This window comes from Neomoorella sulfitireducens (assembly GCF_024733845.1).
Lineage (GTDB): Bacteria > Bacillota > DSM-521 > Neomoorellales > Neomoorellaceae > Neomoorella > Neomoorella sulfitireducens.
This window is the reverse complement of sequence record NZ_JANRHG010000016.1, coordinates 42,612-60,249: the sequence shown is the minus strand read 5'-3', so window position 1 is coordinate 60,249 and position 17,638 is coordinate 42,612. Positions and strand designations below refer to the sequence as shown.

The following is a 17,638-nucleotide window of genomic DNA, read 5'->3' as shown; positions in this document are numbered from 1 at the left end:
ATAGACAAATTATTACAATAACCGCCGGGCGAAAGGATTCTTGCCAGTTATGTCGAAAACAACCCATGTGGTTGTTTTTCTTTTGCCTGGGGGTGCTGGTTTGAGCCTGATCCAGTTTTATAACGTGACCAAGGTTTACCCGCCGCACATCATCGCCCTTGATGACCTGAGCGTGAAGATAGATAAAGGTGAATTTGTTTTCCTGGTTGGCCCCAGCGGGGCCGGGAAGACGACCTTTATCAGGCTGCTTTTCCGGGAAGAAACGCCTACCAGGGGGCAGATCCTTATCGGCGGCCGCAGCATTATCCGCCTGAAAAGGAAAGAAGTACCCTCTTTACGGCGCAACATCGGCATTGTATTCCAGGATTTCCGCCTGCTACCGGAATGGACCGTATATGAAAATGTCGCCTTTGCCCTGCGCGTAATCGAGGTGCCGCCCCGGGAAATTAAACCCCGGGTGGAAAAGGCCCTGGAACGGGTTGGTTTGGGGAGTAAAGCCCGGATGTTTCCCCACCAGCTGTCCGGCGGGGAACAGCAGCGGGCGGCCATCGCACGGGCTATTGTGAATAACCCCCGGATCCTGGTAGCCGATGAACCTACCGGTAACCTCGACCCGTCGACTTCCAGGGAAATAATGAAGCTCCTTGAAGAGATAAACTACCAAGGGACCACCGTGATCATGGCCACCCATGCCTGGGATATTGTCAACAGTATGCGCAAGCGGGTTATTGCCCTGCAGCAGGGACGGCTGGTGCGGGACGACCGGGAGGGGGCCTATGGTTATGAAGCTTAGAACGACCGGCTACTTCTTCAAGCAGGCCGGCATATCCCTGTGGCGCAATTTCTGGATGAGTCTAGCGGCAGTGGCCAGCGTGGCCATCTCCATGTTTCTCCTGGGGGCCTTCCTGCTCCTGGTCTTTAATGTCAACTATTTTGCCTCCAGCCTCCAGTCCAACGTCGAAATTGCCGTTTTTCTCCAGGTTGATACCCCCCGCCAGGAAGCTTACCAGGTCCGGGACCAGGTCAAGGCCATGCCCGGGGTGACGGAGGTAACCCTGGTACCCAAAGAAGAGGGCTTAAAGCAGTTGAGCCAACAGTTTGGCGGGCAAGAGGAATTGCTGGAAGCTACCGGCGGCGTCAACCCCTTGCCCGATTACCTGCGGATCCGGGTGGCCGATCCGGAAACCATCCATGAAGTAGCCCGGGCCATTGCCGGCCTGCCGGGGGTGGAAAAGGTTAATTACGGCCAGGAGGTTGTCGAGCGTTTGTTTGCGGTGGTGCGCTGGCTGCGCTGGCTGGGAGCAGGTATTATCCTCTTCCTGGGCCTCGGCGCCCTTTTCCTGATAATCATCACCATCCGCCTTACAGTTTACTCCCGCCGCCGGGAAATAAGCATCATGAAGTATGTCGGCGCCACCGACTGGTTTATCCGCTGGCCCTTTTTCCTGGAAGGTCTTTTTTTGGGGCTGGCCGGTTCGGGATGTGCGGCCCTGGCTGTTTATGCCGGCTATAATCTGTTTTTAACCAGGGCGGGTTCGGCCCTGGTCTTCATTCCCCTTCTCAACGACCGGGACCTGTTGTTGAGCAGTGTTTTAAGCCTGATGGCCGGGGGAGCCCTGGTTGGTGCCATTGGCAGTCTCCTTTCCATCAGGCGTTTCCTGAAAGTGTAATATGAGATAGATGGGAGGTGAAGCAGTGCGCGGTAAAGTTCTAGCCTGGTTATTGCTGGCGGTTTTTTCCCTGGGTATCCTGCCGGCCCATGGCGCTACTCTGGATGAACTGCAAAAGCAACAACAGCAAATCCAGCAGAATATTGAGGAACAGCAGAAGCTCCTGAAGCAGAAAAACGATGAAGGGCAAGCCCTATTGCGACAGCTAGAGCAGCTGGAACAGGAAATCAAGGAAAAAGAAGAAGATATCGCCAGGCTGGACCGGGAACTGGAAATTGCCCAGGAAAACGTCCGTAAGGTGACGGCGGAACTCCAGGAGGCTGAAGCGGCCCAGGAAAAACGCGTGGATATCCTGCGGACACGCCTTAAGGATATTTACCAGGTGGGCCAGGTGAATTACCTGGAAGTCCTTTTGCAGTCTACCAGCCTCGAAGATTTCCTGGTGCGCATGGAACTTCTGACCAAGATTGCCGAAGGCGATATGAAGCTCGTCCAGGAGATCAAGGCGGAAAAAGAAAGAATTGCTGCCCAGAAAGCACGGCTGGAAGCCGAGCGGGATAAGATTGCCCAGCTCCGGCGCCAGGTCGACGGTGAGCGGGTGCAGCTGGCTTCCCGCCAGGAGAGCCGGCGCCAGCTCCTGGCCCAGGTCGAGGCAGAGAAGAAGCGTGTCGCCGCCGCCCTGGATGAAATGGAGGCCCTGGCGCGCCAGATTGCCGCCAAAATCCGGGCCGAGCAGGCCAAGAGCAATCGCCAGCTGGGACCGGAAGGAACCAAGGGCATGCTCTGGCCCCTGCCGGGTTATACTTCTATTTCTTCCGATTATGGCTGGCGTATCCATCCCCTGCTGAAGACCAGGCGCTTCCATGACGGTATTGATCTACCGGCCCCCACGGGTACGGAAATCATTGCCCCGTTAGATGGCCAGGTAATTTCTACCGGCTATCTGGGAGGATATGGCAATCACATTGTTATTGACCACGGCGGCGGGTTGTCCACCATGTACGCCCACCTTTCGGCGATCCTGGTCCGGGATGGTCAAGAGGTAAAAAAGGGACAGGTGATTGGCCGGGTAGGCTCAACGGGCTGGAGTACAGGTCCCCATCTCCACTTTATGGTCCTCCTCCAGGGCGAGCCCACCAACCCAATGAATTATTACTAATCCTTACCCTTTCTACATATAATTGGATAAGGATAATGGTGAAGTTGAACGCAGGCGGTGGTTGGCTTGCCAAGGATATGGCGGCAGGTTAAAAACGGGTTAATTACTCTATGTATCCTCACTACCCTGACTCTGGGATTGGGAGTAGCCACCCACTATCAGGAAGTGCAGCAGCTGCTTAAGACCTATACCCTGTTGCGCTTTCAAGCCCTGGAACCTGTAAACACGGACAAGCTTATGGAAGGGGCCATCAGGGGCATGGTTGATGCCCTTGATGACCCTTACTCTACATATTTAGATTCCGAAACCTACCGGCAACTCCAGGAGAGTGTTAGCGGCAGTTACGGCGGCGTCGGCCTGCTTATCACCCTGGACGAAAAAGACAAAAGGTTGATGGTTGTCTCTCCCTTTAAGGGTACGCCGGCCCAGCGAGCGGGGATAAAAAGCAGGGATTATATTGTGGCCATCGACGGCCGGGATACCACCGGCATGGACCTGGAGACTGCTGCCGGCCTGATGCAGGGGCAGCCGGGGACCGTGGTCGAGTTGACAATCCTGCCTGCAGGCGAGAGCAATCTTCGCAAAGTAACCCTCACCAGGGAGGTTATCAAGGTACCGACGGTAGACGGCAAAATGCTTCCCGGTTATCCCGGCATCGGGTATATCAGCCTGACTATGTTCAACGAACAGACGGCCGGGGATTTGGGCCGGCAACTGGAAGAATTGCGCCGGCAGGGGATGCAGAAATTGATCCTCGATCTGCGCAATAACCCCGGCGGCGCGCTGCCTGCGGCCGTCGATGTGGCCAGTTATTTTGTGGCTCAAGGGCCGGTGGTTTACATCGCCGACCAGAAAAACACAGAAGCCCTGATGGCCCGGGGTTATGCGCACCCCTTGCCTCTGGTGGTACTGGTAAACAGGGGAAGCGCCAGCGCGGCGGAAATTGTGGCCGGGGCCATCAAGGATACCGGCAGCGGCATCCTGGTGGGCGAGACGACTTTTGGCAAAGGCATCGTCCAGACGATTTACCCCTTACCGGGGGGGACGGCTGTGAAAATCACTACCCACAAGTATCTAACACCGGGAAAACACGATATCCATAAAAAGGGCATTAACCCTGATTATGTCGTCACCATGGACCCCCAGCTGGAACAGCAGGTCCTGGCCGCCGCCCCGGACCCGGAGCGGGATGTCCAGCTGCAGAAGGCGCTGGAGGTGCTGGGGAAATAGGCGGAGCTTGAGTTTTTGAGTTCATGAAGAAAGGTTTATTAAACTATTGACATTCTATCCATGAAACGATATACTATTAGTAGAAAATTTAAAAAGCATGGAGCAGAGAGGACGAGAAGCTCCATCAAGAGTTGTGTAATACACTCTTGGTTGGAGCTTTTCTTTTTGGAGATTTGAAGCATACAGGAGAAATCAAGAATGAAAATATTTGGTGGCTATTTATTTGATCTTGATGGGACTGTTTACCTGGGCGACTACCCTCTACCGGGGGCGGCGGAAACGATTCGTGAACTTATGAAACAGGGTTGTCGTTGCGTATTTCTTTCTAACAAACCAATTGAACCGGTGACAAAATATCAAGAAAAATTAAATGCTATGGGTATCCCGGTCAAAAAGGAAAATATAATCAACTCTTCTATAGTAATGGCACAGTATTTAAAAGGAATAAAAGAAGGTTTACGTATTTACCTGATAGGCGAGAAGCCTCTTGCTGACGAACTTATAAATGCTGGATGTATAATAACAGATAATCCTCTTGAAGCAGAATATGTAGTCGTTTCCTGGGATCGTGAATTTAATTATAAAAAGCTAAATGATGCGATGCAGGCCATTTGTAATGGGGCACGACTGGTGGCCACTCATCCAGACCGTACCTGCCCAGTTCCGGGAGGAGTAGTGCCGGATGCAGCAGGAATGATCGCTGCTGTAGAAGCGGTGACCGGAAAGAAATGCGAAGAAATTGTTGGTAAACCTTCGCCGTGGACAGTAACGGCGGCCTTAAATAGAATGGGGTTACCTAAAGAAGATGTATTAATGGTCGGTGATCGGCTGGAAACAGATATTAAGATGGGGAAAATGGTGGGAATAAAAACTGCTTTAACATTGACGGGCGTAACCAGGCGTGAAGACCTGGAACATTCTGAGATCCAACCTGATTATATTTTGGAAACCCTGGCCGATTTACTAAAGGGTGAAATTTATGAGGAGTGAAACTACGGTAGTAATTATTGGCGGGGGCATTACGGGGACAGGGATACTCTGGGACTTATCCCTCAGGGGTATTAAATGCACCCTTATTGAAAAAGAGGACCTTGGTAATGGAGCCTCTGGACGTAACCATGGCCTTCTCCATAGCGGTGGGAGGTACGCCGTAGAGGATCGGGAAGCAGCAACAGAATGCGCTCAAGAAAACATGATTTTAAAAAAGATAGCCCCCTGGGCCATTGATCCCTGTGGAGGGTTATTTGTCAGGCTGGCAGGGGATAGTCCGGAATATACCCAAAAGTGGCTTAAAGGTTGTAAAGATGCAGGTATAAAGGTCGAACCACAAGAGCTAGCTACAGTTTATAAAAAGTGCCCGTTTCTAAACAGTAATATTGCGGAAGCCTACCAGGTGGATGATGCGGCCATTGAAGTGTACCAAATCGTCAGGGGTCTAGCACTTGCTTCTCGATCTTTGGGAGCAGAAATAAAAACAAGAACAGCCGCAACTGGTTTTGTGTTTGATAGCAGCAATTCCATCGTGGGGGTTAAAACACGTAATACCCTTTCCGGGGAAGAGCAGATAATTACCGCATCTCTAGTAATCAACGCTACCGGTTCCTGGGCGGGCATTGTAGCACGGATGGCCAATTGCCGCGTAGAAATCTTACCCGACAGGGGTGTATTACTAGTTTTCAATTCCCGTCTCAGTAACTGTGTCATCAACCGCCTGCGGGAACCGGGAGATGGCGATATTCTAGTACCATCACATAATATTTCAATTTTTGGCACCACCTCAGGCTCTACCAGCGAGCCCGACAGGAAGATAGTAGCACGCCATGAAGTGGAAAAGTTATTAACTATTGGCAGCGAACTCTTTCCTGACTTAAAAAGTTTTCGTCTTCTTAGAGCCTTTGCCGGGGTGAGGCCCTTGCTGACCACCGACAACGATGGCGGGCAATATGACACGCGCAATTTATCCCGGGGTTTTGCAATTATCAATCACCAGCGCTCTGATGGAGTTAGCGGCCTGGTATCCGTGGTAGGCGGCAAGTTTACCACCTTCAGGTTAATGGCTGAGAAAACAGCCGATGTAGCGGCGGCAATCCTTGGTATGAGCAAGCCCTCGGCAACGTCTGGTACGCCGGTGCCGCCGCCTGAAGAAAGCAGAAAACTTTGGGCTGTAAAGGCGGGGGCGCCGGCCCAACGCAGGGAGGGACAGCAAGCTAATTCCCGGAGAGTATGCGAATGCGAAATGGTAACCGCCGGCGAAGTTTTAAATGCCGCCGGGGAACTGGAGTTTTTTACCCTGGATGACTTGCGCAAGCGATCCCGTTTCGGCATGGGAACCTGCCAGGGGGCCTTCTGTGCTTACCGCGTCCTTGGGACATTAAACGAAAGCGGGTTTATCCCCCCGGGAAAGGCTGTAGTCATGCTAATCGACTTTATCCATGAGCGTTGGCAAGGGATGATGCCGGCATTGGCTCAAGAGCAGTTCCGGGAAACGGAGTTCGCCCATGCCCTTTATACTTACATTATGGGTTTAGATTTAGCCTTACAACGGGATCAGGGGAGGGGGTTTGCCCTTGCTTAAAGAGTCAGTCCAGGTGCCGGCCTATGAACGTACCTTTGATATAGTCGTAGTGGGCGCTGGCCTGGCGGGGCTGTTCACAGCAGCTCTGTTAAGTAAAATGGGGATGCGGGTAGCAGTTATCGCTAAGGGGGCAGGGGTTGTCGTCGCCAGTACCGGTTTTATTGATGTGCTCCGGCGGACACCGGCCGGCGAACCGGTAGAGGACTTAAAAGCAACCCTTTCACAGTTTAAAACCCACTGGCCGGACCACCCTTACGGCCGGACGGGCTGGGAAGCCCTGGCTGCGGCCGAGAATTATCTGGCCGAACTTCTCAGCTCTATTGGCCTGAAATATATAACTCCCTGTCAAACAGCTAATACGCGGGCGTTAACCCCCTTGGGAACTCTCAAGCAGACCCATCTTTTGCCAGCGTCTGCTGCCACGACGGAAACCTTGAAGAAAAAGTCCGTAGCTGTCATTTCTTTTGATGGACTTTTGGATTTTAACCCTTCCCTGGTGCAGAGCAACCTGGCTGGGCTGTTTCCGGGAACAAAAATAACTTGGGCGTTGGCCAGTTTGCCGCAAAGAAAAGGCAGTTACCAGTCCGGCAATGTTAAAAGCCTGACTATCGCCAGGGAGTTTGATGATGAGGAGCAGAGAGAGATACTTATTAAAAGCCTGAAGGAAGCTATTCCCTGGCGGGAAAAGCCTGAAGTAGTCCTTGTGCCGGCGGTCCTGGGCTTGAAAAAACACTTTGCTTCCTGGCAAGCTCTTCGTAAGCACCTGGGCATGGAAGTGTTTGAAGTACCTGTCCTTCCCCCCTCTGTAGCCGGCGCAAGATTGTTCAACTCTTTGAAATCAGTCCTTGACACCAGGAAAGTACCTGTGAATCTCAACTGCCAGGCCTTATCGGCCGGTGCCGCCGGTGGGGAGGTAAAATATATAGATGTGGCCAGCGAAGGGAAAATTATACGATACCGGGCCAGGTATTTTATCCTGGCCACCGGCGGGCTAATCGGCGGTGGACTGATTGAAGTTAACGGCCAGCTTTGCGAACCCCTGTGCTACAGCCCGTTAACCGGTGCTTTCCGGCTGAATTATCAATCTTTTGTTTATAATGCGGGCGTGGCCGTAGATGACAATCTTCGCGTCCAGGGATTTAGCAACCTCCTCGCTTGCGGCCGCATCCTGGGAGGGTATAATCCTTACTATGAAGGTTGCGGTAACGGGATTGCCCTGGCGACGGCCATGAAGATAAGCACCACTCTTGAAGGAGAAACCGGGCATGAATGTGGCTGCTATTCATGCGCAGGAATTTGAAGCCTGCCAGAAGTGTACCTTGTGCGAGAGTTTTTGTCCTGTCCTGCAGGTAGAACCTTCCTTTCCCGGCCCCAAAATGGCCGGAGCAAATGGGGCCCGTTTGGTGCACCTGCAGGAAAAAGGCCCGGCTGCCGTGGGAACCCTGGATTTATGCACCGATTGCCGGACCTGCAACCTGGTCTGTCCCAGCGGTATCAAACCGGCCACCTTGATTCTGAAACAGCGCTGGCAGGGCCGCAGTTCCAGGGTTTCTATTATTCGCAACAGCGTCCTCAGCCGCCCGGATAGAATCGGGAAGATAATATCTTTATGGCCCTCCGTGGTCAACTGGACCTTGAAACAAAAAATGACACGCCGGGTTGCCGAAAGGGTTATCGGCATTGCAGCAGCAAGAAGCTTTCCTGCTTATGCTCCCGTTACCTTTCGCCGGTGGTATGCCAGGCATGCCAGCGCCCTGCAAAAGCAGGTTGCTGTAACCAGGAAAGTCGTTTTTTTTCACGGCTGTTATGCCAACTTCAACCGGCCCGACCTGGGCCGGCACCTGGTCCAGGTCCTGGAAAATGTCGGCTACGAGGTAATTGTGCCGAAACAGAAATGCTGCGGGTTGCCTCTTTCCCTGAATGGCGATATAGAAGCTGCCCGTAACTTGGCCAGGGATAATCTAGAATGTATATTGCCTTATGTCGAAAAAGGAATGCCTATTGTTTTTACCTGTCCCTCCTGTGCTTCAATGTTTAAGTCTTATTATGTTGATGTTTTCGACTTACCCGGCGCTGTAGAAGTAGCTAAAAACTGCTTTGATGCCTGTGAATTTATACTGAATCAAATACCAGAGCATATAAAACAAAACGCATTTGGCCCTGTTGCAATGAAGATAGCTTATCATACGCCATGCCATTTGCGGGCGCAGGGAATAGGTACACCTGCGGTGGAGTTATTATTTCTTATTCCCGCTATCAAGTTACATGTCCTGGGCAATAACTGTTGCGGTATGGCCGGAACCTACGGCTTCAAGGCAGAGAAGTACGACCTCTCCTTGAAAATTGGTACTTCCCTCTTCCAAGAAATAAAAGAATGTCAACCCGATAAAGTAGTTACCGATTGTGGTACTTGTGCACTTCAAATTGGGGAAAATACCGGTTATACTGTGATACATCCAATCGATTTATTATTTCAGGCTCTGGAAGCCAGCCGAGCTATGGTGAAACAGGTAGAAGCAGCAAGATGATATTTTTTACAATCCGAATTTGCCTGGAAATGGCAAATATATACTTAAAATAACAGCCTTCAAAGTATATGAGTGAATTATTAGGCACCCAAATGGCATAAGATAGCAACCAAATCTTTTGGCAGCGCTTTGAAAATGCCAGAGGTTAATTTTATACCGTATTGGAGGTGGGTTGATATGATGTAGCTAAGATTGACAACTGTTAAAGAGATTGTAGCTGAGTTAGTGTATTGTTCAATTACTATCATAATAAGGAGGTTATAATAAGTGATTCCGCAAAAAGAGGTTCTGACGAGCGATTCCGCGAAGTCAACTGGTATGCGTATCGACAATGCGGTTTTCTGGCCTGCCACGTTGGTCACATTGTTATGCGGTGTATTTTTCTTTATGTACCCGAAGGCAAGCAGTAATGTCCTTAGTAAGATTCATGCCTTTACCACCCATCAACTCGGATGGTTCTTTTTAGTGTTCACGATGGCCATGTTCATACTTTGTCTTTATTACGCATTCTCTGATATGGGTAACATCGTATTGGGAGGGGAAGGAGAGAAGCCTCGGTTTTCAACCCTTCAGTGGCTTGGTATGATTCTTACTTCAGGAACCGGTGGAAGCCTGCTTTACCTGGCCGCAGTCGAATGGATCTGGATTTATAGCTCACCTCCATTCGGTATTGCTCCCCAAACACAGGAGGCGGCTCGCTGGGCCTCAACATACGGTATGTTTCATTGGGGTCCCTCGGCCTGGGCATTTTATATAGCCGTGGCTGTTCCCATCGGTTATTTCTACTATGCCAAGAAAAAAGAGAACATGAAAATGAGCGAATATGCACGACCTCTTCTTGGAAGCCGTTCGGATGGCTTCGCGGGTCATGTGCTCAATTTTCTTTATATCTTTGGACTTCTTGGCGGTGTTCTAACCTCACTAGCTCTTGGTACACCCCCCATTTCAAATGGAATAGCGTACCTTCTTGGTATGGAAAAGTCAAATGTGCTGCTTGACGTTATTGTTATCGCGCTCTGGACCTTTATTCCTCTTATTGCACTCATGCTCGGCCTAAAGAAAGGGGTGGCCAAGCTTAGCGATTTGAATATCTGGGGCTTCGTTATTATATTGCTTGGGATTTTACTTTTAAGCGGTTCAACCTGGTTCATTCTGAATCAGTCTGTTGACGCTTTAGGTTTAATGCTGCAGAATTTTCTCTATATGAGCTTGACTACAGACGTGATTGGGCAGCATGGTTTCCCCCAAGACTGGACAATATTCTACTTTTCCTGGTGGGCTGTTTACGCGCTTCCATTCGGTCTTTACATCGCCAAAATTTCCAAAGGCCGGACGATCCGAGAACTTGTCATTGGGGGCCTTACTGCCGGATCCCTGGGTTGTATGCTTTTCTATATGATTCTGCCGAATTTCGGATTAAATCTACAGCTTAGCGGTGCTGTGGATATGGTGAAGACCCTTAGTGATAAGGGACGCGGTGGCCTCGTCATAGAGTTATTAAACCATTTACCTGGAAGTTACTTCTGGATTGGTTTGTTCACGGCGGTCTGCCTACTATCGTATATCACCGGTCATGTCGCTGTCGGTTATTCACTAGCCGCGGCTTCTGAGAAAAAGATCAAGGGTGATCAAGATCCGCAGAAATGGAATATGGCGTTTTGGCTCATATTAGCCGGAACTGTATCTCTCGGTCTCTATCTTCTCAATAGAGAAGCATTACAACCGCTTCAAACCGTATCCCTCATCACCGGGGCACCTATCTGCTTTGCAATGCTTGTGCTTATCTTGAGCTTCTTTAAGCAGCTCAATAAAGATTTTCCTTTGGGAATTCCACAAATTAAGTATAGTGGCGAGAAGATTTATGTGAAGTCGGAAGAATAAAACCTAGTAACCTATTCCACAGAAATTCCTCGAATTGATGAGCTTCGGCGTCTCTTGTAAGAACTTTTACCGGAGACGCCGAAGCAACAAAGGAGAATGATAATGAAATATATTAACGAACCCCCTAAAAAAATACCAATACTAGCAAAGACCGATGTCCTGGTAGTAGGCGGAGGTCCTGCGGGATTAGCAGCAGCGATAGCTGCGGCTCGAGAAGGCGTAAACACCATTCTAGTTGAGCGTTATGGTTGTTTTGGCGGTGTTATAACTCAAGTCGGAGTTGAAGCAGTGGCTTGGTATAGACATGAAGGAACCATCGAAGCTGGAGGATTACTTTTCGAATTTGAAGAAAAAGCGAGGACATTTGGAGCAAGCACGAAAGAATGCCAATCTGATAGCGAAGCGCTTGATGCGGAGATGTTTAAATATGTAGCGGATAAAATGGTTACAGAAGCAGGTGTTAAGCCATTGCTGCATTGCTATGCAGTAGATGCTATTGTTGAAGACGGAATGATAAAAGGTATAATTACAGAAAGTAAATCTGGAAGGCAGGCAATTTTGGCTAAACGGATAATTGACTGCACAGGGGATGCAGATATTGCTGCTTTAGCAGGTGTACCGTTCACCAAAAGAAAGAGAGAAGAGCTTTCCATTGTAACCCAAATGTTCCACTGCCGAGGGGTAAATACGGAAAGATTTCTCAGATATATAGAAGAATTAAAGCCAACTTATGCTGACTGGAAAGGTTTTTGGAAGATGGAAACAAGCGGCAAAGAAGATAATATGTTCAGTCCATATCTGGTTAAACCTTTTATGGATGCAATAAATGAAGGTTTTTTAAATAAACCGGATAACGTCGATTTTGGCGGTACGTACAGTTCGGTCACACCAGAAGGAGAAGTAACTCAGCTTAATATGGTTCATATATCTGGAATTGATTGTACCAACGTTGAAGATTTGACTAGGGCCGAAATGATTGGAAGAGAATGTGTTATTAATGCCGTCAATGTACTAAGAAAATATGTACCCGGTTTTGAGAAAGCACGGCTAAGAAATTTTGGCATGACCTTGGGGACTAGGGAATCTCGATTTATCGAAGGTCATTACAAAATGACAGGTAAAGACGTAATGAATCAAGGAAGATTTGAAGATTCCATTGGAATTTTTCCTGAATTCATTGATGGTAATGGGATTCTATGGTTACCAACGACAGGCCGTTATTTTCAGATTCCATATCGCGCTATTTTACCAAAAAAAATTGATAATCTCCTTGTAGCCGGAAGATGTATTTCGGGTGACATAATGGCTCACGCCGCCTTCAGAAATATGGGTTGCTGTATTGTAACCGGTCAGGGTGCAGGGGTTGCAGCCGCAATTTCTGTTTTAGATGATGTACCTACATCAAAAGTTGATATTCGTAAGGTTCAGTCTACCCTTGAGAAACAAAATGTGAGGGTATTTTAATCCTTCTGCTGGTGCCGCGCTGGCGGCATGGGTGTCTCAGATTAAACCGGATATAGCCATACATTATTCTTAGATTGCGCTGGTAAAAAGCTTAGATTTAGGCTCACGGTAAAATGTCAAGGTCTAAAAAATGGGATTTGATAACTTAAGAAGTAAAAAAGATAATATTGGGTCAGCTGGCGTAAAGGCTCGGTGACCATAGAGTCCCGACGATAAGGGGTAAGGTGCCCGAAGCGCACCCGTTCAGCAATAACATAGGCGTCCATAGCATCCGTTTTCGGGCGTTTAGGACCGAAAGCCTTTTTGAACCCGGCTACCATAACAGGATTAATCTCATAGACCTCAGCAGAGTATTCTTTTAGCGCCAAAGCATCCAGCAAGAAATCGCGTAGGTGGATGCCATAGACAGAGGTGGCCTCCAAACCTATAAGAAGTTGCTGGGCATTAAAATCATTAACAAGCTTGTCCAGCACCTCAGCCAAAGCAGAAGCGCCCTCGCGGTTATTGGCAAAGGATTTAGCCGGCGCCAGCTGGTGCCCTTGCTCATCAAGGCATACCAGGTCACATTTAAGAGCGCTGATATCAATGCCTGCAAAGATGACCTGGGCCAAAGGGTATCCCTCCTTTGGCTGGCCCAAGATTTGGGGCATGCCCTGCGGGTGCGGAGCGTAACAACCACGCAGGTCGATGAGAGCGCGGCAGGACAGCCAGGGGTGCACCTCTGGCCTGCTGAACCCAGAGGCCGGCTGGCCCTGCTGGCTAGAGCTTTCGCGTAAGAAACATGCGCCGCACCGCAATGGTCTCACTCTTAACTGAGTAGTCACCAAATAACTGGGCTACAGGGGGAGTTTAAGAGTGACCCCGGACCAACCTATGTTGATCTTCGCAAGGCACACCAGATTATCAAGAACCCTTATCCTAATTTTTAGTTCGGGTTCTATGATAACTTACAAAATGAATTATACGAGGAGGTTAATTTAAAATGATAGATGTTATTGAAACTGATATAGTAGTAATTGGGGGTGGACCTTCTGGGTTTGGAGCTGCTGTAGCTGCAGCTCGAAAGGGTCTTAAAGTATATCTGTTGGAGTCAACCAATAAAATTGGAGGGGTATTAGCTTCTTGCCCTGGAATGCCTTTGGGGGCCGGCTACCCGCTTGGTAAATCGATAGGCGGTATATTTGATGAGTTAGTAAATAGCTTGTATCAGATGGACCCTCCCGCTGCAGAGAAAAGGGAGTGTAGCTTGGAAAATTTTGGACCAGAAGTAGTTTATGATCATGAAATTCTCATTTTTACTTTATATAGAATGCTAGAAGAGGCGGGAGTTACTCTACTATTAAACGCTACTGCACTCGAACCGATAATGAATGGGAATATAATTAAAGGTGTAATTTATTATGACTGGAATAGGAAACACATTATCAATACTAAAGCCGTTATTGATTGTTCAGGTGACGGTTATATAGCAGCCAAAGCAGGCGTACCTTTTCAAAAAGGTGATGACGATGGACATTTAATGGGAGCAACACTTACTTTCTTAATGATAAATACTCCTTGGGAAAGAATCTTTGAAGATAATTATGATCCTTATTTTAAAGAGATTGCTGCTAAAGGTATTAAAGAGGGTAAATTGCATCCAGATCTCGACAAAATCTATATTATGAAAGGGTTTCATAAGGATACTGTTTTCTTTAACACTGTAAATATAAAAGATGTTGATGGGACTGACCCTTTGAGTATAGTAAGAGCAACAAATGAAGCTAGGAAAAGATGTCATCAATTAGCTAAATTTTTAATAGAAGAAGTACCTGGTTTTGAAAACGCTATACCGATTTATATGGGTCCGATAGTAGGAATACGTGAAACGCGCAGATTTGAAGGATTGTACAGACTTACTGCTGATGATATAACAATCGGTAAAAAATTCTCAGACGGTATTGTTTGCTGTAATAATCCAATTGATATTGTTTGCCGCGGTTCTAATACTTTTACTTACGATGCTATAGGTGAAGAAGGAACATATTATACCATTCCGTATAGATGTATGGTCCCTAGGAATATCAAAAATCTGTTGTTTGCTGGAAGAATTATCTCTACTGATCCAGTTGCGTTTGCTTCTGTTCGAGGGATGCCCCAGTGTATGGTAATGGGGCAAGCTTGCGGTACGGCAGCGGCCATGGCAATAAAAAACAATACTTCCGTTCAAGACATTGATTATCGTGATCTTGTGGAAGATTTAATTAACCAGGGTGTGAATGGGTTAGGTGATGAACCTTTATAGTGGTTATGGGTACATGCTTATACATTCAGTAAAATTCTAGAGCACTTGCATATTAAGTAACTCTATTGTTATTTATGTGTTATTATGGCATATAAATATTGTTTGGTTACCCTAGCGTATATTATTCACCCCGTACTAGGCAACCTAGGCTATATGATGAGTTTATCTGCAAACTTAAAAGACTAATTTAGTTTTATGTCTGATAAGGAGGAAGGCCCGCGTGGCCCCATACATCTTGGCCTTAGATCAGGGTACTACCAGCTCCAGGGCTATTATTTTTGACCTGGACGGTAGACCTTTAAAACAAGTTAGCCGGGAGATTACTCAGATTTATCCCCAGCCTGGTTGGGTAGAACATGATCCGGAAGAAATATGGAATAGCCAGCTTGAGGTGGCCTGCGAGGCTATAGGCCAAGCAGGCCTCAGTGCCCGGGACATTCTGGCTATCGGCATTACCAATCAAAGAGAAACTACGGTCATATGGGACCGGGAGACAGGGAAACCCTGTTATAACGCCATTGTATGGCAATGCCGCCGGACGGCGCCCTACTGCCAGGATTTGTTGGCAAGGGGTTGGAGCAAGGAAATTCAGGCCAGAACAGGTTTAATCATAGATGCTTATTTTTCCGCTACTAAAATCAAATGGTTGCTGGATAATGTACCGGGGCTCCGCGACCGGGCCAGGGCGGGAAAAATCCTGTGCGGTACGATTGATTCCTGGCTTTTATGGAAATTAACCGGTGGCAAGGTGCATGCCACAGACTACTCTAATGCTTCCCGTACCATGTTGTTTAACATTCATACTCTCAGGTGGGACGAGGAAATCCTTCGGGAGATGGATATACCGGGTAATATTTTACCGGCAGTTTTGCCTTCCTGTGGTCACTTCGGGGTAATTGAGGAATCATTGTTGGGCGCTTCCATACCTATTACTGGAATAGCAGGAGACCAACAGGCCGCTTTATTCGGACAGTGTTGCTTCACCCCCGGTATGGTTAAGAACACCTACGGTACGGGTTGCTTTATATTGATGAATACAGGCTCCCGGGCAATCACTTCTCGGCAGGGCCTTTTGACTACTATTGCCTGGGGAGAAGAGGACAAAGTTTTTTATGCCTTGGAAGGAAGCGTCTTTATAGCCGGCGCCGTGGTGCAATGGCTAAGGGACGAAATGGGCCTTATAGCGAGTGCCTCCGAATCGGAGAATTATGCTCTAAAAGTTGAAGATACTAATGGTGTATATCTCGTACCTGCCTTCGTTGGATTGGGTACGCCGTACTGGGATATGAAAGCAAGAGGTATTCTTTGTGGCCTTACCAGGGGTGCCAATAAATACCATGTGGTGCGCGCAGCCCTGGAGGCTATTGCTTACCAGACGCGGGATGTCCTGGAGACCATGGTACAAGAAGCCGACTTGACCCTGGAAAGGGTACGGGTGGACGGAGGCGCTACCCGGAATAATTTCCTCATGCAGTTTCAATCGGATATCCTAGGAATCGCCATAGACCGGCCATGGGTCAATGAAACAACCGCTTTGGGTGTGGCTATGATGGCAGGGAAAGGAGCAGGGGCTTATTCCGGCTGGCAAGAGTTAACCCGGATGTGGAAACTGGAAAAGACCTTCCGGCCGCAAATGCCCCGAGAGAAGGCCGAAGCTTTATATAAAGGATGGCAAAGGGCTATAGAAAGAGCGCGTAATTGGATTGAACCGTAGGGGTCGGTGACTATGCAAATTGAATTTCCGCAAGATCAAGGGCTTTAATTACCTCCAGCCCGTGGTAGTTGATTAACGCGTTTTCCGGACCTTGTTTAGCCATCAGGAGATAATCATACATTTTTCGTAAAACCTTAATCATAGTTCTAATAAAATGGAAGCTTTAAAGGCCGTGGGCTTGTGCCAAGGGATAAAAGTAATGGTAAGTGGCGGGCCGGTTACAGGCGAATATGCCAAAGTGATCCAGGCCGATGGTTATGCACAAGATGCTCGCTTGGCGGCAGAAGAAGCACTGCGCCTGGTGGGTTGCTTCCGGGTGGGGGAAGGTAGCGGCACTAAAAGCAAAAACGGGGTGAAGCAGGGATGGGCAAGCAGGAGGAATTTATCCGGGAAGCCCGGCGGATCGTAACTGCTGCCAGGGAACAAAAATTAGCTTTGCGTTTACTCGGTGCCCTGGCCTTTAACTACCATTGCCCCCGGTATAACTACCTGCAGGAACAGTTGGGAAGGGTATTTACGGATATTGATTTTGCCGGCCGCTCCGGCGACCGGGAGGCGATTAGGAAATTATTTGCCGGTTTAGGTTATGTGGAGGATATGCAGGTTACCATTTTATACGGTGAGGGCAGGCTGGTCTTTAATAATCCCCGGGGCGGCTGGCATAGCGATGTCTTTCTCGACAAGCTGGAATTCTGTCATGATATCCCCCTGGCCCGGCGCCTGGAGGTTGATGAATTAACCATCCCCCTGGCGGAGATGCTCCTGGAAAAGATGCAGATTGTCAAAATTAATCAAAAGGATATTATCGATACCATTATGCTTTTGCGCGAACATGAGGTAGGGACGAAGGACACTGAAACGATCAACGGGCAATTAATAGCTGAGCTATGTGCCAGGGACTGGGGGTTATGGCGGACAGTAACCATGAACCTGGAGAAAGTTAGCCAGCTATTGGAACAATTTACGGCCCTAACGGCCGAGGATGTTGCTGATGTCAGGGGGAAGATCCAAATCTTGCTCGCTTATATAGCCAGGCAGCCGAAATCAACGGCGTGGAAGCTGCGCCATAAAATCGGCGAGCGGGTGAAATGGTACAAAGAAGTGGATGAATTAGGTCACTGAGCAAAATTAAT

14 protein-coding genes and 1 pseudogene are annotated in these 17,638 nt (G+C 48.5%); 14 read left to right on the top strand and 1 reads right to left on the bottom strand.

The genetic code is table 11. The features are described 5' to 3' along the window. The first annotated feature begins 106 nt into the window (after positions 1–106). From ftsE to NWF31_RS13025, 10 genes are all read left to right on the top strand, one after another. On the top strand, positions 107–793 hold the full coding sequence (ftsE, locus tag NWF31_RS13070; protein WP_258360953.1) for a cell division ATP-binding protein FtsE: 687 nt from the start codon (positions 107–109) through the stop codon (positions 791–793). Beyond that, positions 783–1,670, top strand: a complete 888-nt coding sequence (gene ftsX, locus NWF31_RS13065) for a permease-like cell division protein FtsX (RefSeq protein ID WP_258360950.1) — start codon at positions 783–785, stop codon at positions 1,668–1,670. Before ftsE ends, ftsX begins: the two co-directional genes overlap by 11 nt. 25 nt (positions 1,671–1,695) lie before the next feature. Next, the gene (locus NWF31_RS14845; protein WP_258360949.1) at positions 1,696–2,829 is read left to right on the top strand and encodes a murein hydrolase activator EnvC family protein; all 1,134 of its coding nucleotides are present in this window, start codon (positions 1,696–1,698) and stop codon (positions 2,827–2,829) included. A gap of 66 nt (positions 2,830–2,895) precedes the next feature. Continuing rightward, a complete protein-coding gene (locus tag NWF31_RS13055; protein ID WP_258360948.1) occupies positions 2,896–4,059 on the top strand; it encodes a S41 family peptidase in 1,164 nt (387 codons plus the stop codon). Positions 4,060–4,257: 198 nt separating this feature from the next. After that, positions 4,258–5,049, top strand: a complete 792-nt coding sequence (locus NWF31_RS13050) for an HAD-IIA family hydrolase (RefSeq protein WP_258360947.1) — start codon at positions 4,258–4,260, stop codon at positions 5,047–5,049. Then, entirely contained in the window at positions 5,039–6,634 is a 1,596-nt protein-coding gene (glpA, locus tag NWF31_RS13045; protein WP_258360946.1) for an anaerobic glycerol-3-phosphate dehydrogenase subunit GlpA, read from the top strand. Before NWF31_RS13050 ends, glpA begins: the two co-directional genes overlap by 11 nt. Continuing rightward, positions 6,627–7,934, top strand: coding sequence for an anaerobic glycerol-3-phosphate dehydrogenase subunit GlpB (gene glpB, locus NWF31_RS13040; protein WP_258360945.1), 1,308 nt, complete (start codon positions 6,627–6,629; stop codon positions 7,932–7,934). Before glpA ends, glpB begins: the two co-directional genes overlap by 8 nt. Further along, a complete protein-coding gene (locus NWF31_RS13035) occupies positions 7,900–9,162 on the top strand; it encodes an anaerobic glycerol-3-phosphate dehydrogenase subunit C (RefSeq protein ID WP_258360944.1) in 1,263 nt (420 codons plus the stop codon). Before glpB ends, NWF31_RS13035 begins: the two co-directional genes overlap by 35 nt. Before the next feature lie 267 nt (positions 9,163–9,429). After that, positions 9,430–11,043: a BCCT family transporter gene (locus tag NWF31_RS13030; protein WP_258360943.1), complete on the top strand. Its 1,614-nt coding sequence runs from the start codon at positions 9,430–9,432 to the stop codon at positions 11,041–11,043. A 102-nt stretch (positions 11,044–11,145) separates the two neighbouring features. Next, positions 11,146–12,507: an FAD-dependent oxidoreductase gene (locus tag NWF31_RS13025; protein WP_258360942.1), complete on the top strand. Its 1,362-nt coding sequence runs from the start codon at positions 11,146–11,148 to the stop codon at positions 12,505–12,507. A gap of 158 nt (positions 12,508–12,665) precedes the next feature. Here NWF31_RS13025 and NWF31_RS13020 read toward each other — a convergent pair. Continuing rightward, positions 12,666–13,118, bottom strand: a pseudogene (locus tag NWF31_RS13020) (IS110 family transposase); the annotation flags it as partial. A gap of 371 nt (positions 13,119–13,489) precedes the next feature. Here NWF31_RS13020 and NWF31_RS13015 point away from each other — a divergent pair. The 4 genes from NWF31_RS13015 to NWF31_RS13000 all read left to right on the top strand — a co-directional run bounded on the left by NWF31_RS13015 (position 13,490) and on the right by NWF31_RS13000 (position 17,627). Beyond that, positions 13,490–14,791, top strand: coding sequence for an FAD-dependent oxidoreductase (locus NWF31_RS13015; RefSeq protein WP_258360941.1), 1,302 nt, complete (start codon positions 13,490–13,492; stop codon positions 14,789–14,791). Positions 14,792–15,011: 220 nt separating this feature from the next. Next, on the top strand, positions 15,012–16,505 hold the full coding sequence (glpK, locus tag NWF31_RS13010; protein WP_258360940.1) for a glycerol kinase GlpK: 1,494 nt from the start codon (positions 15,012–15,014) through the stop codon (positions 16,503–16,505). Between the two features lie 172 nt (positions 16,506–16,677). Continuing rightward, positions 16,678–16,914, top strand: a complete 237-nt coding sequence (locus NWF31_RS13005) for a hypothetical protein (RefSeq protein WP_258360939.1) — start codon at positions 16,678–16,680, stop codon at positions 16,912–16,914. After that, positions 16,869–17,627 carry a hypothetical protein gene (locus NWF31_RS13000; protein WP_258360938.1) on the top strand — a complete coding sequence of 253 codons (759 nt, stop codon included), beginning with the start codon at positions 16,869–16,871 and terminating at the stop codon, positions 17,625–17,627. Before NWF31_RS13005 ends, NWF31_RS13000 begins: the two co-directional genes overlap by 46 nt. The last annotated feature ends 11 nt before the right edge of the window (positions 17,628–17,638 follow it).